The sequence below is a fragment of the Streptomyces sp. NPDC001922 genome (genome assembly GCF_042891165.1).
In the GTDB taxonomy this organism is placed as follows: domain Bacteria; phylum Actinomycetota; class Actinomycetes; order Streptomycetales; family Streptomycetaceae; genus Streptomyces.
Map to the genome: position 1 here is coordinate 165,106 of NZ_JBIASV010000014.1, position 21,160 is coordinate 186,265.

Annotated in this window: 19 protein-coding genes and 1 pseudogene; 6 read left to right on the plus strand and 14 right to left on the minus strand. The window is 72.3% G+C overall.

The features are described from left to right. Positions 1-763: 763 nt before the first annotated feature. Together ACFYYR_RS25610 and ACFYYR_RS25615 are read right to left on the minus strand one after the other, a co-directional pair. The gene (locus tag ACFYYR_RS25610; RefSeq protein WP_388857990.1) at positions 764-1,888 is read right to left on the minus strand and encodes a hypothetical protein; all 1,125 of its coding nucleotides are present in this window, start codon (positions 1,886-1,888) and stop codon (positions 764-766) included. Positions 1,889-2,179: 291 nt separating this feature from the next. Then, positions 2,180-3,127 carry a LysR family transcriptional regulator gene (locus ACFYYR_RS25615; RefSeq protein ID WP_388857993.1) on the minus strand — a complete coding sequence of 316 codons (948 nt, stop codon included), beginning with the start codon at positions 3,125-3,127 and terminating at the stop codon, positions 2,180-2,182. A gap of 191 nt (positions 3,128-3,318) precedes the next feature. Between ACFYYR_RS25615 and ACFYYR_RS25620 the strand changes: the two genes are divergently transcribed. After that, the gene (locus tag ACFYYR_RS25620; RefSeq protein ID WP_388857996.1) at positions 3,319-3,957 is read left to right on the plus strand and encodes a LysE family transporter; all 639 of its coding nucleotides are present in this window, start codon (positions 3,319-3,321) and stop codon (positions 3,955-3,957) included. 231 nt (positions 3,958-4,188) lie between these two features. Here the strand turns inward: ACFYYR_RS25620 and ACFYYR_RS25625 are convergent, their stop codons facing one another. After that, complete coding sequence (locus tag ACFYYR_RS25625) at positions 4,189-4,467, minus strand: antibiotic biosynthesis monooxygenase family protein (RefSeq protein ID WP_388857999.1); 279 nt, start codon at positions 4,465-4,467, stop codon at positions 4,189-4,191. A gap of 170 nt (positions 4,468-4,637) precedes the next feature. Next, entirely contained in the window at positions 4,638-5,102 is a 465-nt protein-coding gene (locus ACFYYR_RS25630; RefSeq protein WP_388858002.1) for a hypothetical protein, read from the minus strand. A gap of 383 nt (positions 5,103-5,485) precedes the next feature. On the opposite strand from ACFYYR_RS25630, the gene ACFYYR_RS25635 reads away from it, so the two are divergent. Beyond that, complete coding sequence (locus tag ACFYYR_RS25635) at positions 5,486-7,585, plus strand: FUSC family protein (protein ID WP_388858005.1); 2,100 nt, start codon at positions 5,486-5,488, stop codon at positions 7,583-7,585. A gap of 58 nt (positions 7,586-7,643) precedes the next feature. Here the strand turns inward: ACFYYR_RS25635 and murJ are convergent, their stop codons facing one another. The 3 genes from murJ to ACFYYR_RS25650 all read right to left on the minus strand — a co-directional run bounded on the left by murJ (position 7,644) and on the right by ACFYYR_RS25650 (position 11,566). After that, complete coding sequence (murJ, locus tag ACFYYR_RS25640) at positions 7,644-9,326, minus strand: murein biosynthesis integral membrane protein MurJ (RefSeq protein ID WP_388858008.1); 1,683 nt, start codon at positions 9,324-9,326, stop codon at positions 7,644-7,646. A gap of 179 nt (positions 9,327-9,505) precedes the next feature. Continuing rightward, a complete protein-coding gene (locus ACFYYR_RS25645) occupies positions 9,506-10,003 on the minus strand; it encodes a hypothetical protein (RefSeq protein WP_388858011.1) in 498 nt (165 codons plus the stop codon). A gap of 375 nt (positions 10,004-10,378) precedes the next feature. Further along, positions 10,379-11,566, minus strand: a complete 1,188-nt coding sequence (locus ACFYYR_RS25650; RefSeq protein ID WP_388858014.1) for a DUF418 domain-containing protein — start codon at positions 11,564-11,566, stop codon at positions 10,379-10,381. A 409-nt stretch (positions 11,567-11,975) separates the two neighbouring features. On the opposite strand from ACFYYR_RS25650, the gene ACFYYR_RS25655 reads away from it, so the two are divergent. After that, on the plus strand, positions 11,976-13,091 hold the full coding sequence (locus ACFYYR_RS25655) for a UDP-N-acetylmuramate dehydrogenase (RefSeq protein WP_388858017.1): 1,116 nt from the start codon (positions 11,976-11,978) through the stop codon (positions 13,089-13,091). A 213-nt stretch (positions 13,092-13,304) separates the two neighbouring features. Here ACFYYR_RS25655 and ACFYYR_RS25660 read toward each other — a convergent pair whose 3' ends face one another. The 3 genes from ACFYYR_RS25660 to ACFYYR_RS25670 all read right to left on the minus strand — a co-directional run bounded on the left by ACFYYR_RS25660 (position 13,305) and on the right by ACFYYR_RS25670 (position 15,427). Further along, the gene (locus ACFYYR_RS25660; protein WP_388858020.1) at positions 13,305-14,021 is read right to left on the minus strand and encodes a GAP family protein; all 717 of its coding nucleotides are present in this window, start codon (positions 14,019-14,021) and stop codon (positions 13,305-13,307) included. Next, positions 14,018-14,623: a TetR/AcrR family transcriptional regulator gene (locus tag ACFYYR_RS25665; RefSeq protein WP_388858023.1), complete on the minus strand. Its 606-nt coding sequence runs from the start codon at positions 14,621-14,623 to the stop codon at positions 14,018-14,020. The genes ACFYYR_RS25660 and ACFYYR_RS25665 overlap by 4 nt, the downstream gene beginning before the upstream one ends. A gap of 195 nt (positions 14,624-14,818) precedes the next feature. Further along, a complete protein-coding gene (locus tag ACFYYR_RS25670; protein WP_388858026.1) occupies positions 14,819-15,427 on the minus strand; it encodes a hypothetical protein in 609 nt (202 codons plus the stop codon). 188 nt (positions 15,428-15,615) lie between these two features. On the opposite strand from ACFYYR_RS25670, the gene ACFYYR_RS25675 reads away from it, so the two are divergent. Beyond that, positions 15,616-16,272: a maleylpyruvate isomerase N-terminal domain-containing protein gene (locus ACFYYR_RS25675; protein WP_388858029.1), complete on the plus strand. Its 657-nt coding sequence runs from the start codon at positions 15,616-15,618 to the stop codon at positions 16,270-16,272. Between the two features lie 84 nt (positions 16,273-16,356). Here the strand turns inward: ACFYYR_RS25675 and ACFYYR_RS25680 are convergent, their stop codons facing one another. After that, positions 16,357-17,289 carry a LysR family transcriptional regulator gene (locus tag ACFYYR_RS25680; RefSeq protein ID WP_388858032.1) on the minus strand — a complete coding sequence of 311 codons (933 nt, stop codon included), beginning with the start codon at positions 17,287-17,289 and terminating at the stop codon, positions 16,357-16,359. A gap of 76 nt (positions 17,290-17,365) precedes the next feature. On the opposite strand from ACFYYR_RS25680, the gene ACFYYR_RS25685 reads away from it, so the two are divergent. Both ACFYYR_RS25685 and ACFYYR_RS25690 read left to right on the plus strand, forming a co-directional pair. Then, on the plus strand, positions 17,366-18,082 hold the full coding sequence (locus tag ACFYYR_RS25685; protein ID WP_388858035.1) for a hypothetical protein: 717 nt from the start codon (positions 17,366-17,368) through the stop codon (positions 18,080-18,082). 111 nt (positions 18,083-18,193) lie between these two features. Further along, positions 18,194-18,958, plus strand: coding sequence for a YqjF family protein (locus tag ACFYYR_RS25690; RefSeq protein WP_388858038.1), 765 nt, complete (start codon positions 18,194-18,196; stop codon positions 18,956-18,958). A gap of 16 nt (positions 18,959-18,974) precedes the next feature. Here ACFYYR_RS25690 and ACFYYR_RS25695 read toward each other — a convergent pair. From ACFYYR_RS25695 to ACFYYR_RS25705, 3 genes and pseudogenes are all read right to left on the minus strand, one after another. Further along, positions 18,975-19,085, minus strand: a pseudogene (locus tag ACFYYR_RS25695) (SAM-dependent methyltransferase); the annotation flags it as partial. Positions 19,086-19,277: 192 nt separating this feature from the next. Continuing rightward, entirely contained in the window at positions 19,278-19,892 is a 615-nt protein-coding gene (locus tag ACFYYR_RS25700) for a hypothetical protein (protein ID WP_388858041.1), read from the minus strand. A gap of 223 nt (positions 19,893-20,115) precedes the next feature. Further along, positions 20,116-21,084 (minus strand): LysR family transcriptional regulator, encoded by a 969-nt coding sequence (locus ACFYYR_RS25705; protein ID WP_388858044.1) that lies wholly within the window; start codon positions 21,082-21,084, stop codon positions 20,116-20,118. Positions 21,085-21,160: the final 76 nt, after the last annotated feature.

The following is a 21,160-nucleotide window of genomic DNA, read 5'->3' on the forward strand; positions in this document are numbered from 1 at the left end:
CAGGAGGTGAGAAGGGCACGCGCGTCGAGGACGGCGGGGCTTCGCATCCCGGTGACCGACGGATCAGGCAAGCACTGCAGCGTTCCTGATGAGCTGGACAACCATGGCCTTAGCGGTCCGGCTGCGCAAGCAATGGGGTCCGTTATCGGCCATCGGACTTTCGCGTTCTGCACACGTTTTCCACCCCTTCCCCCACGAAAGAGGAACGGCCGTACGACATTTACCTGTTCCCCGAGCACAGGGCGATCAAGGACGAAGGAGCCCGCCCTTTTCCATTCCCTCTGAGGTGGCGGGCGGCGTGCGTACCCACCGGGGCGCCGGCCGCGGGTGCCGGAAAGCGGCCCCGCTCGTCCGGCAGGGACGGCAGCACGTGCCCCGGCAGCCGAAAAGCCGCACGAAGGGGCCTGTTGCCCCTCGCGTGGCGGGCCGCGGCAGCCTGTCCACAATCCGCACCATGGGCGCTCCTTCCACCTCCTCTCACGCCCCCGACCGCGCCGTCGATGGGCTCGGCGCGCGCCGGACTGCGCCGGGTCCGGGACACGGGGCAGAAGGCAGGGCCGGGAGGCGGGGCCGCCCTACTCGCTCAGCCCCACGACACCCCAGTCCCGCCGGGCCGCCCGGGCCGTGACAGGGGACCGCACACGCCGGAGAATGATGCGCCTGCCGCACCGACCGGCGCTCGCGTCCGGTCGGTGCGGCAGGTGTCATGGGGTGCGGCCTCCCCCGGCGCACCTCGCTCCCTCGGCCGCCGGGGCGGAGCGGCTCAGGGCTGGTACGCCTGCGCCAGGGCACACGTCCAGATCACGGGCCGGGACGTCCCGTGGGCGTCGGCCGCCCGGCCGCCGGCCCGGCCGTCGTCGCTGACGGCGTACGCCTCGGAGGCACCGTCGGGCGCGAGTCGCGGCAGCGCCAGCAGCGGCCCGGAGCCCGGCCAGATCTGGGCCTGCACGGGCGGGGCCGACTCGGGCGGGAAGGGCCCGTCGAAACTGCTGTCCTGGGCCGTGCCCACACTGACGTTCGTGGTGGGGCTGACGGCCTCGAACGTGCCGCTGGTGCGGCCCGCGAGGAGCCCCGGCCGGATCTCGCTCCCGTAGGGCGGCAGCCAGTGGACGGGGCTCTGGATGTCCAGCCGTGAGTAGTCGTGGGTCCCCACGATCCGTCCGCTGTTGTCGATGTCCTCGGGCGACCAGAAGTCGTACGGGACTCCGGCCGGCCAGTAGGGCTTGAGCGGCACGGCCGGGGCATTGCCGCGGGCGGGCCAGAGGAGCCCGGCCGTCCAGGACTCGTCGCCCGCGACGGCCTCGCCGGAGCCGACGATCCGGCCCGCCTCGTTGATGCCGGTGACCTCGGTGAGCGTGTAGCCGGCCGGCAGGGTCAGCCTGCGCAGTACGCGGGTGCCGGTCCATTCGACACCGGTGAGCGCGCCGGCCTTCGGGCCCTCGCCGACGATGAGGCCGTGGTCGTTGACGTCCGTGGCCCGGGAGCCGCCGGGCAGCAGGGTGACCGACCGGGCCCCTGCTCGATAGCTGAACGCGGCGGACCCGCCGGGCTTCCGGAGGCTGCCGACCATCAGGCCCCCGCTGTTGACCGCCTCGACCTCACCACCGGTGTACCCGGCGGGAAGCGGCACCCGGTGCACGCGGGTGCCGGTCCAGTACACGGGGAGGCCGCGGGAGGTGCCGACGGCGGTGGAGCCGGGACCGAGTCCCTCGACCCGGTCGGCATCACTGCCGGCGGTACCGGGCAGGGTGCCCAGAATCCGGAGGGCGGGCCGGCACGTTCCGGCGGCCCGTTCCGTCTCCCGCGCCTGCGCCGGAACGGCCGTCAGCAGCGGGGCGAGAAGCGCCGTCACGGCTGCCGCACCCCAGGCCCGGACAGGTCTTCGCATGGTGGTCCCCTTCCTGCGGAACACCGTTGGGGTGCTCCGTCCGCAGGCATGCTCCTCGCGAACACACCGGAAGGACACAGGAACCACACATTCCCCGGCGGTCGCGTCGACCGAGGGGCCACATTCGGTCACATCAGCCGGAATCACCCCATGAGTTGGCCGCTGCGGCTCACGGCAGCCTCCCGATCGGCTATGTGACGAACGTCTACGCCACGCCGCCGTGACAGAACAGGGGGACGTGTAAAGACAGGCCGTGCACCGGGGACGGAACCGCCGGGGCAGAGGCCGGGGTCAGCAGTCGTGCCCGGCCGACCAGGCTCCGGCCGCCGAGCGCAGTGCGGTGAGGCAGCGGTTCACCGTCCGGCGCTCATGGCTGCCGCGCCGGATGAAGGCGACGACCCGGCGGGTGGGCCGGACGTCTCCGGTCAGCGGCACGCGGACGACGTCATGGCCTGCCGGCACCGGCACCAGACGGGGAATCAGACAGATCCCCAGGCCGTGGGAGACGAGGGCCGACACCGCGAACCAGTCGACCGCGTTGTGCGTGATCCGGGGCACGAATCCGGCGGCGGAACACGCCGAGAGCAGCAGCTGGTGCTGGTCCCGGGGGTCGCCCGCGCGCAGCCACCGTTCCTCGGCGAACGCGCCCAGCTCGACGGCTTCCTCTCCGGCGGCGGGGTGCTTCGCCGGGACCAGGAGGTCCTGCGGTTCCTCGAGCAGGACGTGCTGTTCGACGGCTTCGTCGTCGGGGGACGGCGCGTCGGCGGCCGGAATGGTGACGACGATGTCCGCGCGTCCGGTGAGCAGCAGCCGGATCCGGTCCTCCTCCGGGTCCTCCCCGATCTCCACGGTGAGGGCCGGGTACTGCTGCGCGAGCAGCGCGGCGGCCGGCGCCACGAGCCTGGACAGCGCGCTGGCCACCGCCGAGATCCTGATGCTGCCGGCCCGTTCCTCACGATGTGCTTCCAGGTCGGCTTCCGCCTGTTCCCAGTGGGCGAAGAGGACATCGCTGTGGTGGAGCAGGGTGTGTGCGGCGGCGGTGAGTCGCACCCTGCGCCCGTCGGGCTCCAGCAGCGTCACTCCCAGGTCGGCCTGCAGCTGGCGGAGTTGCTGCGAGACCGTGGACGGAGTGAGGTGCAGCGTCTCTGCCGCGGCAGTGACGGTGCCCGTCGCGCTGAGGGCGCGCAAGGTCTTCAACCGGCCGTCGATCATGTGGGACCCCCGAACAATGTCGTGCAAAAAGCTTCGATGGACTGAAACAATGTGGCTGCTGACACTGGCAGCATGACGATCTCTCGCCACGTCGACCAGACGTTTACCGCCCCTCGCTTGCCCGGTGCCGTCGGCACGGAGGCCGTCCCCCGAGGTGTGGCCCCACACGGGCGCACGCCCCATGGCCGGACGGTCATCCGCACGTCCCGGGCATCGACGTGACGGGTTCGCTGCTCGCGGGCCTCTGGGCGGGCTTCGGCCTGGCCGTTCCAGTGGGCCCTGTCGCGGTGCTGATGGTCTCCATGACGGCCCGGACCTCCTTTCGTCACGGCGCCGCCGCGGCGATGGGCGCGGCCGCCGCCGACGCCGGCTACGCGCTGGCCGCGGTGCTCGGCGGCCGTGCACTCGCGTCGGCGGTGGCCCCGGTCGCCGCTCCGTTGCGCCTGCTCGCCTCGGCCGTCCTCGTCGGCCTCGCGGCGCGCATCGTGGTGCGCGCCCTGGCAGCGCGACGGCGGGGTGCGGCGGTGAACCACCGGGCGCCCGAACGCGCTACGCCCCTGACTCCCTGCCGTGCCGGTCTCCTCTTCTTCGGCCTGACCGCGCTCAATCCGTGGCCGGCGGTCTACTTCGTCGCCCTGGTGCTCGGCCGGCAGACCCCGGGCGTCGGGGACCCCGGGCAGACCGTCGTCCATCTGACCGGCGTGGTTCTCGCCTCCGCCGGCTGGCAGTTGCTCCTCGCCGGAGGGGGCAGGCTGCTGGGCGGGTTCCTGACGGACGACCGTGGCCGCTTCGTCACGGCCATGGTGTCCGGGCTGCTGATCGCCGGGCTGTCCGTGAGTGTCGCGTTCAGCGGATGAGGGCCGCGGCGGACCAGCCCTCCGGAGCCGGGCGCCCGCGTCCCGGTGCGTTGAACCGGACCGCTCCCGGCGCGGTGAGTCGCACCGTCTGCCGGGCGCGAGCGCGGACGCCGGAGCCCGTTCGTCCGAAGTCGCCATGGGGTCATGGCCCTTCGGGCGAGCGGGCTCCGGCCGGAGGCGGCCACGGGCACGGGAACGGATGGACCCGCGGCCGGTACGGGGGGCGACCGGTCAGGCCGCCGCGAGCCGCACGATCTCCCGGGGGCGGGCCTCGCGCTCGTCGAAGTCGATGTCGAGCCCTGCCGCCGCCACAGCGGCGAACGACGCGGCGTAGTCCTCCTCGGACTCCCACTGCACGATCGAGACCACCGCCTCGTCGGACACCCAGCAGTCCGCCGACAGGCATCCCGGTGTCCGGCGGAATTCCTCGGCGACCCGGTGGACGCGGGCGATGAACTCCTCGCGGTGAGTGGCGTGCGGGTAGTGGCTCGCCACCATGCCGACCTTCATGTGTTTCTCCTGATGTTTCCCGATGGTGCGTTTCTCGCCGGGCCGATGCGCCGCCGTCGTCGGGCCGGCGGTCGGCTCGGTCAGCCGTTGCTGCAGCTCATTGCGCTGTCGCACGGTCCTGCCGTGGATGCCGGAGCCCGGCCCCCCGTGGGTCGGGCTCCGGCGTCCGGTCACATGTCGGTGCAGATGGTCTTCAGGCGATTGCCCTTGAAGGTGGCGACCTGGACTCCCGCCTCGAAAATGCCGCGATCGGACTTGGCGCTCGTCCACCACGACTTGTTGGCTCCGTCCCCGACGGCCTTCCGCCAGCGGCCGTAGGTGCGTCGCCCGTTGACGTCCTCGATGACGAATCGAATCCTTGCGTGGCGCCCGTCGGCCTGGAGGTCCGCCAAGCCCAGTTGGACGACGAGAGTCTGGCCGGGGTCGCTCCAGTTGTGGATGACCGCGTCCCCGGATGCGCCGGACGGACTCTCCGGTGTCGCGCAGCCTCGGTACTCGGGTTCCGGATCGCCCGCGGCCCGCGCCGTGGGCCTTCCGTCGTGCGGTGTCGCGGCCTGCGCGGGAACTCCTGCCAGGACGGCCGTCCCCGCCGCGGCGACGGCCACCAGCCGGACGGCCCTCGTGGTGATCTGCACTGCCGATTCCTCCCGTTCGTCCTCCGGAGGACGGCCGCGTGGCGGCGGCTCAGTGGAACCGGCCGGTCGCCCGCACCATCTCCCGGAGGAAGGTGTGCATCCCCTCCCGAACAATGATGGCGCCCGGCCCCGGGCGGAGAATCCGCCCTTGGGCGGAGCCCGGGCCCTCCGCCCTCCGCCAAATGGGCGAGGCGCTTTGACGAAAGTCCGGGGCGGCCGACCGGCGCGACGCCCCGGACGGCGTGCCCCGGTCCGGCGCCCCGGGCGCCCGCGAGCCCGGCAGGCCCCGCCACGGCACCCGCCGCCGTCGGTCGCCGCGGGCTCTCCGGGTCCGCGGTGCGGCTGCCGCCGACCGGTGCGGTCCTCCGCCTAGTCTCTGCTCCGTGACGTGGTTGCGAGCGCTGCGGGAGGTCGTGCGTTCCGGGCTGACGGTCGAGCGGACGCGGCTGGAGCCGCTGATCGCCCTGCGTGCGGCAGCGGGCGTGGCGATCGTGATCGGGCTCGCGCTGTGGCTCGACTCCCCGGCGTACGCCGCGTCGGCCGCGTTCGGCGCGTTCTCCGCGGGCTCCTCGACGTTCCAGCGCAGCTGGCGTCCGCGCAAGGTGATCGCGCTGGCCGCGGGCGCCGGTCTGGGGATCAGCACCTTCGTCGGCTACGTCGCGTCGGGGCACACCGCGACGTTTCTGCTGCTGCTCGCCGCCTGGGCGTTTCTCGCCGGGATGGCCTGGGCGGTCGGCTCGACCGCCGGGATCGTCGCCACCACGACGGTCGCCATCATGATGGTGACCGTCACCCTGCCCACCAGCGTTCAGGGGGCGTTGGAGCACGCCGGGGTCATCGCCTTCGGCGGCCTGGTGCAGGCGACGCTGATCCTGCTGTTCCCCATCCGGCGGTGGGGCGCGCACCGTGACGCGCTCGCCGACGCGCTCGCCGCGATGGCGGACTACGCCCGGCGGCTGCGCCACGACCCCACGGCCGCCTTCGGTCCGGAGCCGATGATGACGGCGCGCAGCGCGGCCGCCGTCACTCCGTCCCAGGCACGCACCCGGCCGTCCGTCCTGCACGGGCCCCGCGGCCTGGCGGAACACATCCGTCCGGCGCTCGCCGCCGTCGCCGACCCACGCGTCGGGGCCGCGGCGGAGGGCCCGGAACGGGACCGGGCGCGGGAACTGCTGAACGCCGCCGCGGACGTCCTGGACGCCGCCGCCCGTTCCATCCGGCACGGCACCCCGGTCGAGGTACCGGCCGAGGCCATGCAGCCCCTGCTGATCGACGCGGGCGACGAAGTGCTGACGGGGCCGGCGCGGCAGGCCGCGATCACCCTGGCGGACCTGCTCATCGAAGTCCTGGACACCGCCGACAGCGGCATGTCGCACCACGAATCCGCGTTCGCCGGGGAAGCGCAGCTGATCCGCCCGACCATGTTCCGGCTGGTGCCGGTCGTGCTCGGCGCGGTGCGCCGGGAACTGCACCGTGACTCGCGCGTGCTGCGGCACGCGGTCCGTCTCGCGGCCGTGGCCGCTCTCGGCTACCTGCTCGGCACGGCGCTCCCGCTGGGCCACGGCTACTGGGTACCGGTCACCTCGGTGATGGTCATGCGGCCGGACTTCCACCAGACGTACGCCCGTGCCGTGGCCCGGTTCACCGGGACCCTGGTGGGTGTCGGGCTGGCCACCGCGGTGGTGCAGGTGGCCCACCCGGGGGCCAATGTGTCCGGCGGACTGGCCGTGGTGTCGGCCGCGTTGATGTACCTGCTGATGCGCACCGGATACGTGGCCTCGCAGTCCTTCGCCGCGGCGTATGTGGTCCTGCTGCTCGGCATGGCGGGCGAGGCGTTGCAGCAGACGGTGCGGGACCGGCTGCTGCTGACCCTGCTCGGCGGGGTGCTGGCGATGCTGGCGTATGTGCTGCTGCCGGCCTGGGAGACACCGCAGTTGCTGGACCGGCTGGCGGACTATCTCACCGCGAACGGCCGCTATGCGGCGGCGGTCGTCCGCAGCTTCGCCGAGCCCGACGACCGGCGCCTCGCGGACGTGCGCCACACGCTGCTGGCGAGCCGCGAGGCCAACGCCACCTGGGACGAGTCGCTGCGCCGGGCCAAGCAGGAACCGGTCCGGCACCGGGGCCTGAACCGCAGGGAGGCGGAGGAGGCGCAGGAGGCCCTCGAATCGCTGGGGCGGGCCGCGATGCTGCTGGAGACCCATCTGCCGGAACACGGGGCGCGCCCGGTCCGCGAGGCCGCGCGCTTCGCCGATGCCCTGGAGGCGGACACCGCCCAGGCGGCGCGGGCCGTTCGGGAACGGCGGAATCCCGACTGGCGCCGGGTCGAGGACGCACTCGACGCCTGGGAAAGCGACGGCGACGGCGGCGATCCGGTGGTGCGGCGCGGGGCGGAACTCCTGCTGGGCGCCCTGGAGGAACTGGCGGCCGCGGTCGCCAGAACACCGCTGGAACGGGATGTCGAATCGTCCCGGGAGCAGTGAGCAGGGAACATCCGAGCCGCCGGGCCGGGGCCCCTGCGGGGGCTCCTGGGCACGGTGGTCAACGCATCCCGGGCAGGTGACGCAGTTCGCCGACCTTCATCAGCCGAGCGAGCAGCAGGTACACCGCCGTCGTGGTGAGCACTCCGGCGGCCAGCGCCGCCATGGTCGGCCCCGTACCGGTTCCCAGCCCGGTGCACCCACGGGCCGCGGCCCACCCCAGCGCCGCGGCCGGTCCGGCGGCGCACAGCAGCTTCCCATAGGTGCGCCGCAGCGCTCCGTCGTCGATGCGACCGTCGAGTCTCCTGCGCAGCAGGCGGGCCGTGAGGACGAGTCCGGCGAGGTGGGAGAGCGTGTAGGCGCCGGCCATCCCGACCACGGCCCAGCGCGCCGGCAGCAGGAGGTGGCATGCCGTGGCCAGCGCAATGTCGACCACGGCGATCCAGGCGGCCATGAGGAACGGCGTGCGCGTGTCCTCGAAGGCGTAGAAGCCGCGCAGCATCAGGTACTGAGCGGAGAACGGGATGAGTCCGAGCCCGAACGCCTGGAGCATCTGGCCCAGCGGACGGGCCGATGCGGCATCCGCCGCCCCATGGGCGAACAGCAGCGCCGATATCAGTGGCCCCAGGGTGAGGAAGAGGAAGGCGGCCGGCACGATGACGACGCCGCTGATCCGCAGCGCCCGGGAGAGGTCGGCGCGCAGATCCCGGATGCGTCCTTCGGCGGCGGCCCGGCTCATACGGGGCAGCAGCGCCGTCACCAGGGACACGGTCACGATCGACTGCGGCAGCATCCAGATGGTCTGCGCGTAGGTGTAGGCCGTGTAGCCCGCTCCGGCCCGGGGCAGCTCCTGGTCGGCGGCGTTGGCATAGTTCGTGACCACGGTCAGGGCGACCTGATTGGCCAGGACGAACAGCAAGGTCCACTTGGCCGCGTGGACGCTCTTCCCCAGGCCGGTGCCGCGCCAGTCGAACCGTGGCCGGAACCGGAAGCCTGCCGCCCGCGCGAAGGGGATGAGCGCGAGGGCCTGCACGGCGATGCCCGCGGTCGTCCCGATCCCGAGCAGCCGCACGTGGGCACCGGTGATGTCCTCCACCCGGTCGGGGACCGTCATCAGCCCCAGATAGGCGGCGAACATGCCGACCAGCACGACATTGTTCAGCACCGGAGTCCACATCATCGCGCCGAACTTCTCGCGGGCGTTCAGAATCTGGCCGTAGATACCGAACAGGCCGTAGAAGAAGATCTGCGGCAGCAGGAACCGGGCGAAGGTCACGGTCAGTTCGAAGGCCTCGTGCCGCTCCGGACTGTCCCGCATGTACAGGCCCACGATCTGCGGCGCCGCCCAGACGGCCAGTGCCGTCCCCACCGCCAGGACGCACACCACGAGCGTCACCAGACGCTGCTCGTACGCCCGTCCGCCATCCGGCTGCGTCGTCCGGGCACGCACCAGCTGCGGCACCAGCACGGCATTGAGCGCGCCACCGATCAGCAGCGTGTACAGGCTCGTGGGCACCGTGTTCGCCGTGTTGTACGTGCTGGCGAGCAGTCCGGTGCCCAGCGCCGCGGCCTGCAGTACCTGGCGGATCAGCCCCGTCGCCCGTGACACCACCGTGCCCAGGGCCATCAGGAGGGACGAGCGCGCCGGCCCTCCGTTGCCCCTGCTCCCCGAGGCGGCGTCCCGCCCCCTTGTCCGGTGCTCCAACGGAGCAGTCTGCGCTGCGGTGTTCGCCCCCTCGACCATGCCGCCAACCTACGTCCCCGCGGTCCCCCGGCAGTCATGCGCCCCGCGGTTCTCCGCGGTCGTGCAACGACGCCTCGGCCGGGGCCCCTTTCCAGGACCCCGGCCGAGGCGTCTGCCGCACATGCCCGCGTGCCGTGTCGCGGGACGAGCCGGGCGCTCCTCTCAGGCGGTACCAGGCCTCAGCCGGCCTTGCCCTCGTCGACCTCCAGGGCCGCCGCCAGCCCCGCGAGGTTGGTCCGGACGTCCTTGGCCGACTGGGAGCACTCGGCGCTCGGCTCGCGGGTCTTGGCGCACTTGGCGACCCGGTAGGTGACGCGTGCGCCGTCCATGGCCTCGGTCTTCGCCGTGGCGGTCGGGTAGACCTCGGCCCCGCCGAGCGTCTGGAGCTGGCCGGAGAGCTTTCCGACGACACCCATGGTGGTGTCGATCGTCCGGGCACAGGCCTGTGTGGTGGGGGTGCTGCAGGTCTTCCAGTCCAGCGTGCCGCTCAGGCTGCGGATCTTCTTGCCCCAGGCGTCGGCCATGTGGCCTGCCTTCGGCGTGGGTACGGCCGCCTCCTTGCCGACGGCGGGCCTGGCGTGCGAGCCTCCGTCCCCGTTGTCGCCGGATGCGCCGCCGCATGCGGTGACGGTCGTGGCGGCGAGCAGGAGCAGCAGGGCTGCTGCGGTAGAACGCATGGGTGTCCCCCAGAGTGCTGTGGATGCGGTGAGCGTACGCCACCCGGGGACGCCGGTCTTCCGGTACCCACCGGACACACCGAACGCGCCGACCTCCCCACCGCTCCGGCCTCGCACACGCCCCCTGGGTGGGGAACAACGGTTCGCGGGCAAGGCGGAGTTCGGGTGTCCGCTCGTCGCAGGCCCTCGGGCGCGGCGGGTTCCGTCGCCACATCCCGTGACCGCCCGCGCCCCATGCTGTTCACGCCCCGTTACTGTTCGCGCCCCGTGGCTGCCGCGCCCTGTGCCCCGTCATCGCGGTGTCTCGTCACCGCCGAAGGCACCGGGCCGGAGGGCTTCCGGGGCGGAAGGCCTCCGGCCCGGGCGCGGGGCGGCTCAGCGCCGCAGGGCCCACTTCTGCACGGACTCCAGCGGACCGGTGGAGAACCTGCGCAGCCACAGCGTGGAGCCGATCATGAGGAAGGCGCACACCCCGGCCCACAGCCCCATCACCCACCAGGGGCTGCCGGAATCTCCCCAGCGAGCGGCGAGGCCGAGTCCGATGCCGTAGCAGAGCAGCATGGACAGCAGGTTCTGCAGCACATAGGAGGAGAGGGCCGTCCGGCCGACGGAGGTCAGACCCGTGGTGAGCAGGCCCGGACGCCGCACCCGGCCCACGACCGCACCGATCAGACCGATGTAGCCGACCGCCATCAGCGGAGCGGCGCAGTACCGGCCCAGCAGGAAGAAGTCCTGGCCGCCCACGGCGGTTGCCACGGTGAGCGGTGCCCCGAGGCCCAGGCCCCAGCCGAGCATCCGGGCGCGGATCCGCCGGCCCGTCTCGTCCATCCCGAACGCGCCCGCCCGGAACAGCCGTACGCCGAGCAGGAACAGGAAGACCAGGAGCCCGAAGGAGAGCACGGGCTCCAGGCGCAGTGCGAGGGCGTTCTCCAGCCGGAAGGCGATCTGGTCGGGGTAGCTCCCGTGCGCGTACAGGTCGACGACCCGCTGGGACACACCGCCCCCGCTGCCGTCTTCGTTCCGACCCGCCCCGGCCAGCAGCGCGGTGAACGCTCCCATCAAGGCCAGGTGCAGGCCGGCCGCCCACCACATGACGCGGCGTCGTGTGCGTTCGGACCGGGCCAGCAGCCGGGCGACGAGGAGTGCGGTGACCGCGTACCCCATCAGCACGTCCCAGGCGAAGACGAGCACGAAGTGCACGGTGCCCTCGGCGAACAGGAACAGCGCCCGCCACCGGTAGCGGCCCGGCCAGGGCTGTCCGCGCCGGGCGGCGGAGTCGAACTGGATCGCGAGGCCGACGCCGAACAGGATCGTCAGCATCGAGAGGAACTTCCCGTTCGCCACGAGCTGGAACAGGCTCTCGGCCGCCGCCGCTACGGACCCGTAGCCGGCGTGCCCGGCGCCGTTCTGCAGGATCCCCCACTCGGCGCCGGGACCGACGAAGATCCATACGTTGGTCATCAGCGTGCCGAGAATCGCGGTCCCGCGCAGTACGTCGAGCAGGGGGAGCCGGCCGCCGCCGGTACCGGGAGAACGGGTCGGTGAGCGCAGGGTCTGGGTCATGCCTTCATCGTCGATGCGTCCCGGCCGGCATTCCTCGTGAGCGCAGACGAACTGCACTACATCGAAAGATGCATCCGGCGGGAGAGAAGCTTCCTTCTGCGGTCGGAGGGGGCGGGCTTCGGCCCGACCACGGGCGACAGGCCTGTCCGTTGCTTCCGGACCTCGGCCGTGCACAGAGCACTTGGGTCTCGGCGGAGCACGACGGCAGTCCCGCGGGGTTCTGCCTGCCCGTCCGGAAAGCCGGAAGTCGGAAGCTTTGCATGACCCGCCACACCCCGTTAGCGTGACCACACCCTTAATGCGCCCCTTGGGGCGTTAGTGAAGGACCCGCCATCTGCACGGCACGAAGGCCCCCCTTCCCGGGAAGGCCCGCCTCTTCCCGACCGGAGACACAGGAGCAGCCGTTTCCATGCGCATTGTTCACGGAGCGGTACTCGCTCCCCTGACGACTCTGGGGATCGGCGGCCCGGCCGCCGGCCTCGTCGAACTGCGGGACCTCGCGGACCTGCCCGACGTCGTGGCGTACGCGCGGCAGGAGATGGACCGCCGCGGCCCGCCGGTCGTCCTCGGGCACGGCAGCAACGTCCTGGTGCACGACGCCGGATGCTCCGCTCCCGTCCTGCGGATGATCAACCGGGGGGTCCACTGGTCGGGGGCACGGGACGAGGACCGGGTGCAGGTCGAAGTCCAGGCAGGGCATCCACTGGCGGACCTGGTCGCCGCCACGGTCGCCGAGGGCCTCACGGGCCTGGAGATGCTCACCGGCATCCCCGGTACGGTCGGCGCCGCTCCGGTCCAGAACGTCGGCGCCTACGGCCAGGAGGTGTCCGACACCCTTGTCGAGGTGCGGGCGTGGGACTGGCGGCTGAACCGGCAGGTCACCCTGCCGGCGGCGCAGTGCGAACTCGGCCACCGCACCAGCGTGTTCAAACGCTCCCGGCGCCGGCTCCTGCTGAGCCTGGTGTTCTCGCTGCGGCGCTCCGCGCTGAGCGCGCCCGTCCGGTACCGGCAGGTGGCCGACGCGCTCGGCGTTCCGCCGGGCAGCCGCGTTCCCCTGGCCGAGGCGGCTCGCGCGGTGCTCGCGGTGCGTCGCACCAAGGGCATGGTGCTGGGCTCGTCGTTACACGATGAACGTTCGATCGGCAGCGTGTTCCTCAGCCCGGCGGTCCCGCCCTCCCGGGCCGGCGAACTGCGCTCGGCCGGCGCCCCGGTGAACCGTTTCCCCGACGGCTCGACCCGGGTGAGTGCGAGCCGGCTCATCCGGGACGCGGGCTTCGGGCTCGGCAGTCCGGTCGTCGGCGGCGTGCGGATCTCCGCGCTGCACCCCACGCTGGTCGCCGGGGACGGTGCCACGGCCGCCGACTTCGCCAGGGCCGTCGACATCGTGCGGCGCCGCGTCCTGGACCGCACCGGAGTGCTCCTCTCCCCCGAGATCGACTATCTCGGGGACTGGGAGCCCCCTTCCCGGCTCCGTCGGCTCCGGGCGGCGGGACCGGGCCCGGCTCCCGCCGCCGGTGAGAGCTGACGAGGCACCGGCGCCTCAGGAGGCGCCGAGCACTCGGCGGCGTGCCCGGGAACGGCCGGCATGCGGTGATTCCGTCGGCGAGCGGGACAGGTCACGGCTCCAGCCACCCAGGGGCGGCTGGAGCCTGCCGGGCATGCCCCCGGACGGATCAGCCGGCCGACGAGCCGTCCGGGCGAAGCGGACTCCGGCGCCTGCCGGGCGGAACAAACCGCGTCATGGCTGGTCGACCAGCAACGAGACGACGGCGTTGAGCGTGACCCCGATGCCGATGCCGCCGACGGTCCAGCCCAGGGCGCGGGCACTGTTCCTCGTCAGCCAGTCGTTGACCCGGCGCAGCACCGGATCGGCCCGGTGGTGGGCGGCGAACCGTGCCACTGCCAGCACGATCGCCGGGAGCGTCATCACGACGCAGTAGCCGGCGAGGACGGCGCCGGTGAGGGGCACCGTGATATCCGCTTCGGCGATCAGCCCCACCGCCGCGAGGTAGGGCAGCATCGTGGCGGCCTCCAGCCCAACGGCCGTCATGGCCAGGCCCATCAGCCCACCGACACCCCCGTCTCCCGACATGGCCCGGGCCCGCCAGCGGCGCACGCGGCCCGGGGTGTCGTCCTGGCGCCGGGCCCTGGCCTCCAGCCAGTAGCTCCAGGCGATGACGAGGACACCGAGGACGAGCTGGCCGAGCCGCAGGTGGGTCGCCGGTATTCCGTCGAGGGCTCGCCGGGCGGCCTCGAGGGCGGCGTCGGCACCGAGCGTCAGCAGCACCCCTATGCAGAAGTAGGCCCCGGCCACGGTGGCCAGATAGGCCACGATGCGGCCCGGGCGCAGCCTGCCGGGCGTCAGCAGTAACCAGACGGGTATGAGAAGCGTCCCGAAGCTGGCGCTGTCCAGCAGGGCGAGGCCCACCAGCGCCGCGGTCAGTGCCCCGCTCATCGAGCCGCACCCCCGTCGAAGAGCCGGTCGACGTACTGTGTCAGCGCTGCCCGCAGGGCCGCCGGTTCGAACCTCGTACCGGTGGCGGCGTGGTGCAGACACAGTCCGTCCACGAACGCGACCAGCGCGGCGGCTTCGGCCGCGGTATCGGTACCGGCAGTGAGCTCTCCGGCTCGTTGCGCGCCCGCCAGCGCTTCGGCGACACCGTCCACCATGCGCAGGGTCGCGTCCTGATGGACGGCGGCCATCCGCGGATCGCTGAGCGAGGCCTGAATGAGGCTCAGCCAGACCCGCAGTTCATCACGGCGTTCCGGGTCCAGCGGCAGGAAGGTCTCCAGCAGCCGCACGACGGTCCCCCGCACCGGGAGGCTCACGGCGACCTGCTGCACCCGCTCCTCGGAACGCCGGTAGACGTACTCGACGCCGAACCTCAACAACTCGTCCTTGGTGCGGAAGTAGCGCTGCACCAGCCCCACCGACACCCCCGCCCGCTCCGCCACGTCCGCCAATGTCGCCCTCGCCAGCCCGCGCTCGGCGACGACGCGCACCAGCGCGGCGGCGACCTGGTTCCGGCGGACGTCGGCATCTGCATGTCTCGTCATGAAAAAATAGTGCCACATTATTTCTATGCCCAGTAACCCCTTTTGACAGTGAGTGGAGGGGACGACGCACCATCCGGGATGAAACACGGTCAGCGTTCGTGAAGCGGCAGCGTTGATGGAGCGGTGAGTGCTGACGGACGAGTCAGCGTTGATGGGCCGGGCAGCATTGATGGACCGACTGTGCTGATGGGCCGATCAACGTTGATGGAGCTGCCACATCGCCAGTGCGTCGTCGTGTCGGCTCAGGCGGCACACGGCATCGGTGAGAGAGCGCCGCTCGGTGAGCTCGTAGAAGAGGAACAGCGGGGCGAACACGCCCGCATAGCCTTCCGGGTAACCGCTGGGTGCGATGAACGCACGTGCGCCGATGTCGAGGAAGGCATCGGCCAGGTCCGGACGACCGGTCCCGCATCCGGTGGCGAGTACGACGCTGCCGGGCAGTCGGAGGTGTCCGCGCACCACGCCGGGGCCGATGGAGCCGTTGAACGGCTGGGCTCCGGCCAGGGCATCGGGGACCTCGTCCATGAGGATGCGCCCGTCGCCCCCGTGGCCGGCGATGATGACATACGGCGCGACCGGCCGGTTTCCGCCGAGCGCGGCCACCAGATGGCGGGGCTGGCCGACCGGCAGATAGTTGACCCGGACGCCGAAGACTTCCAGTCCGTCGCGCAACGGGCGCGCCGTGTCGTCCCCGATGTCGATCAGATCGATCTCCGTCCAGGCCAGGTGCCCCGCCTGGATCTCGCGCGACCGTGAGGCGGTCTGCTCGGCGAGCCATCGTGCCTCTTCGTCATCCGTCGTCACCCGGCCAGCGTGCCACTGACGTCGCCGCACCGGCCGACAAGACGCCCTGATCCGGCCACACCACCGCCGGCTCACGGAGGTGTGGTCACGGGCTCGGCGCAGGTTCCGCACCGCCGGGCGGTGACTGCACCCGCGGGGAGTCCGGAATACGCTTGTCCGCCCTTCCCGCGCCGCACTACCGTGCCGGCGTGGATCTCTTCTCGCGCTCGTGGGCGGCGTTGCGCACAGCGGTCGCCGAACTGCCGGACCAGGCTTTCGAGCGGCCGTCCGGCTGTGCCGGCTGGCTCGTGCGGGACCTCGTGTGCCACCTGATCATCGACGCCCAGGACGTCCTGATCACCCTTGCCACCCCCGCCGATGCGGAACCGACCGTCGACGCGGTGACGTACTGGCGCGTGGAGGACCGTCCGCCGACCGGCGAGGACCCGCTCGACGCGCTGACCGTCCGGCTCGCCGCCGCCTACGAGGAACCGGGCCTGCTCACGTTCCACCTCGACGACGTCGGCTCCGCGGCAGGGCGCGCCGCCGGACTCGCCGGCCCCGGCCACCGGGTGAGCACCCGCGACGAAGTCCTCACCGTGGACGACTACCTCACCGCGTACGTCCTGGAATGGACCCTGCACCACCTCGACCTGATCGCGCACCTCCCGGACGCGACCGAGCCGCCCGCGGAAGCCCTGGCCCGGTCCCGGGCGCTGCTGGAGGAGATCGCCCACGCCGCGTTCCCCGCGTCGTTCACCGACAAGGACGTCCTCCTGGTCGGCACCGGCCGCCGCGCACCGACCGAAGCGGAACGGGCCGAACTCGGAGAGCTGAGCTCGAGACTGCCGCTCGTCCTCGGCTGATCCGCCTGCAGGGCCCGTCCCGGGTGAGTGATTCGGGGCTCCCGGCTCACCTGTTCCAGAGGGACGCGCCGCCGCCGGGATCGCTCAGGCACGCTCGACCTGGCTCCGTGCCGCGGTGCCGACCGCTCCACCGGCCGGGGACCTCAGCATGTCGGCGAGTTCGGCGGCTGGGCCAGTGGTGCTGCGGGGATGGAGGACTTCCACGCGATGCACGATCCGGGGCGCGGAGATCGGGACAGCGGTGGTGCCCGGCAGACCGGCGGCCGCGGGCAGGGCCAGTGCGGTGAGCCCGCCTCCGGCGGCCACCAGAGCGCCGAGCCCCCTGATGTCGTTTCCGGTGTAGTGGAGTTGATGCCCGAAGCCGTCGGTCCGGGCCGCGGCCCGGAGATGGCTCAGCGGCACGGCGGCGTCCGGGGCGTCGATCCAGCGGGCGTCCGTGAGGTCGCCGAGCCGCAGTGCGGAGCGGCCGGCGAGCGGGTGGGCCGTGGGCAGCAGAACCGCCAGGGGCTCCTGGGCCACGGCGAAAGCCGTCAGGGGCCCGGTGTCGGGGAGCGGCAGGGGGTCACTGGGGGCGCCCGCGCCATCGACCAGGGCCAGATCGGCCGCTCCGGTCAGCACCTCCCGCAGCGCCTCGTCACGCCCGCACACCCGTACCGAGGCGGTGAGTTGCGGGGCCGCCGTGCGGACGCGGACCATCGCGTCCGCGGCGGCGGGCGTCAGCGCACCGGGGGTGCAGGCCACGGCGAGCCGTCCGGGGCGCAGTTGTCGCAGCCGTGCGATGTCGACGCGGGCCGCGTCCAAGCGGAGCAGCAGCGAGCGGGCGTGCTCCAGCAGGCGTGTGCCCGCCTCGGTCGGCGCCACCGGACGACGGGTGACCAGGGCGGTCTCCAGGTCGGTTTCGAGGGCGGCGATGTGCTGCGAGACGGCGGACTGGGTGTAGCCGAGCGCCCCGGCCGCGGCGGAGAAGGATCGGTGGTCGACCACGGCGACGAAGGTGCGGAGTTGCTGGGGATCCATGGGTATCAGTGTTGCTGATGGCCGGTGCGCAGATCATCGTTGGACGCGATGCAGCGGGGCGGCTCAGGATGGCCGCATGACCCATACCGCTCGCGTCGCCCTCGTCGGCGACCGCTCCCCGCACGTCCGTTCCCACACGCGCATTCCGGGACTGCTCGACGCCCTGCGCGAGCACGACGGCCTGGATCTGGACGCCTATTGGATCCCCACCGAGGACGCGGCCGACACCACGGCCATGGCCTCGTTCGACGCGGTCTGGGTGCTGCCCGGCAGCCCCTACCGCAGCGAGGCCGGGGCGCTCGCGGCCATCCGCACCGCCCGTGAGCACCGCATTCCGTTGCTCGGCACCTGCGGCGGTTTCCAGCATGTGCTGCTCGAATACGCCCGCACCGTGTGCGGGCTGGAAACGGCGGGGCACGCCGAGAACGCGCCGGGCACGGCAGCGGGGGACGCGGTGGTGGTGCCGCTCGCCTGCTCCCTGGTCGGCCACGAGGGCACGGTCGCACTGGCCGCGGGATCCCGGGCCGAACAACTCCTCGGCACCGAGTCCGTGGAGCGCTACCACTGCACCTACGGTGCCAGCCCGGACCACGTGGACCTGCTCGGCGCGCACGGGCTGTGCTTCACCGGGACCGACGCGGACGGCGACGTACGGATCGCGGAGCTGCCGGGCCACCCGTTCTTCCTCGCCACCCTCTTCCAGCCGGAACTCGCCGGCGACGGCGGCCGCGCACACCCCCTCATCCGCGGCCTCGCGGCCGCGGCCGTCAGGCACGCGGGGGTGGCGGCATGACCGCTGCACCAATCCGCTGATCACCTGCGGTCACCCCGCCGCTCGCGACCGGCCGGACCTCCCTCCCCCGCCCCACGACACATGGCCGGGCCATCCTGAGACACTGTCCTCGTGACGGTCACTCCTCGCGCGCCGGAAGCCATCACCCCGGACCCGCCCGGGGACACCCCCCGGCCCCTGCTCACCCAGTCCTGGCTGGATCTCGCGTTCCTCCACTGGGCGGCCGATCAGGACGATGTGGCGAGGCTCCTGCCGGCCGGGACGGTTCCCGACACGCTGAACGGCGTCACCTACGTCGGGCTCGTGGCCTTCCGGATGCACCGGGTGGGCTGGTTCCGTCTCCCCGGCATCCCCTATCTGGGCACCTTTCCCGAGACCAACGTCCGGCTGTACTCGGTCGACGAGCACGGCCGCCGCGGTGTGGTCTTCCGCTCGCTCGACGCCTCCCGGCTGATCCCGGTGGCGGTGGCCCGCGCGGCCTTCCGGCTGCCCTACCTGTGGTCCCGGATGGCCGTCGAGCGCGACGGCGACACCCTCACGTACACCAGTACGCGGCGCTGGCCGGGGCCCCGCGGGGCACACAGCCGGATCGCGGTACGCGTGGGCGAGCCGGTGGCCGAACCGACCGAGCTGGAGCACTTCCTGACGGCGCGCTGGGGCATGCACAACGACTTCTTCGGGCGATCCGTGTACTTGCCGAACACCCACCCGCGCTGGTCCCTGCACCGCGCCGAACTGCTCGCCTGCGACGATGAGTTGATACGGGCTGCGGGACTACCGGCCCCCACCGGGGCGCCGGTGAGCGTGCTGTACTCACCGGGCGTGCCCGTGCGCTTCGGCCGCCCCGCACGGCCGGGCCGGATCCCCACACCCTGACACCGGGTGGCCACCCGAGGGCCCGTTCCCGGTCGGCCACGTGCACCAGCACCAACCGGGCGTGAACGAGGTCGAATCCGCTCCCCGGCGGCTCCTCCCGGCCCACGTCGTGGCGCAGCACCTCGATGCTGCTGAGGGGCCACCTGAAGCGCTCGGCCGGTGCCGATGCTCGAGGACGGTCGCTGTCGGAGTGAGGCGAGCCGGTCGGTTTCCCGAAGCAGGTGTGGTCACCGACGGAGCGCTCGCCGGTCACAGCGGGGGCAGAGACCGCCGCCGGTTCTGAAGGCGCTCCTTGGTCCTGTCGCGTTCACCAGCCCGCTCAGCCCCGACGAGGAGGTTTCCGGCCGGACGCAGCCGCGTCGCTCCTCAGCCGGAGTCGTTCCACGGACCACGCCCCCAGGCCCACCAGAACGGCCGCTCCGGCCGCGTAGACCGGCAGCCACAGGGTCGTCGTGGCGGACAGGCAGTCGGCAACGGCCTCATGGGCCTGGACGTCCTGTGCGTGCGACAGGGCGGCACCGTCGCGACCGGCCAGGTTCGCGAGGGCTGCCTCCGTCCGGATGCTCTCGTAGGTGCCCAGCGCAACACACCTGTCGCGGGTCCCCGGCATCGGGAACAGCCACGCCCAGCGCTGCAGCATGGGCGCCAGGGCGATCGCCACACACAGGCCGACGACCAGCGAATACGCCACCAGATTCCGCACGTAAGCGGACCTGAGGCCGGGCATCCACGTCGGCAGCCGGTAGAAGGAGAAGATCACCGCGAGGAGCGTCACTCCGATGTACGTGGCGAACCACTGCCAGGAACCCTGCGCGAGGGTGGCCGTCAGCACGGCGGCGAGTGCGATGCCGATGACCCCCGGCTGACCGGGAGCGTCGGAGCCCGCCCCGGTGGATGACGAACTCCGGGCCGCTCGAGTGCTGTGATCGTCCACGGTCCTCCTGCCTGGTTCGGCATCAGCATCCAGGTCCGTCGTGTCCTCGGCCCGAAGCCATGCCGGACCGGAGGGAAAGCCTGGCCCGGTTGGCGGGATTTCCGCCGTCCCGGAGGCCTCGCGCCGAGCTCGCCCGTGCACGGACCGTCGTCTCGGCTTCCAGCGCCTGTGGCCGGTCCGCCTGCGGCCGGTCGCGTCGGCAGCGTGCGGCTGGAAGCGACCGTCAGCGTCGGGTGCGTTCGGTGTCTCCGTCGCTGCGGCGTGGTGTCGTCGCCCAGGACGGGCGCCAGGCTGTCTCGGGGAGCGACGCCAGGCTTCCGAAGTGGTTGATGATGGCTCGGAGTCCTGGGTGGGGACTCGCTCGAGGGAGGATGAGCGAGAGCGGGTAGGCGAGCGCAGGATTCACGATCGGGATGCGGCGCAGGTCGTGGTTGGTCGGCCAGATGTACCGGTCGCGCGAACCCACGAGGGTGGCCACGTCTGCGGAGTCGGCGAGGATGTCGAGGAGTACCTCGTTGCCGAAATTCGGGCCCGCGGCGTCGATGCGGAGGTCGAACTCGGTGGCGAGCTGATCGTAGAACGCTGCCCATTCGCTGCGCGGTGCAATGCCCGGCACCCAGATCCGGTGGCGACGCAGCTGGGACGGTATCAGTGTGCGTGCGGAGGCGAGCGGGTGCCTCGGGCCGACGAGGAGTTCCAGCGGGGAGTCGAAGGCGTGGATCATCTGCACCTCGCGCGGCAGTGCGGCCGGGTCGGTGACCGAGCGGAACGAGGCGTCGATGTCGCCTGCTTGGACGGCGGAGACCGCCATGCGCGGGTCGTCGACCCTGAGGGTCACCACGTCGAGGTCGGTTCCGGGATGCGACCGCCAATAGTCGTGCAGGACGACGGCCTGCGCCGATCGCAGGCCGAGAACGTCGATCCGCAGGGCCCGCGAGCCCGGCCTGATCGCGGTGACGGCGCGATCGACACCCGTAACGATGTTCCGGGCGTGCGGGAGGAAAGCCTGGCCGTCGAGTGTCAGCTCGACCCCGCGGGCGGTGCGGGTGAACAACCGGACGTCGAGTTCGCGCTCTAGGGCTGCGATCCGCTTCGACACTGCCTGTTGCGTTACGCCGAGCTCGTCAGCCGCGTGGTGCAGCCGTCCGAGTTCGGCCGCGCGGACGAACGATCGCACCGCCTCGGTATCCATAGAGCCAGCGTAAACATGCCCAACTGATGGTTGTGGCTCACCCGGGAGCCGGTTGTTTGCTCCCGGGACAGTGCGG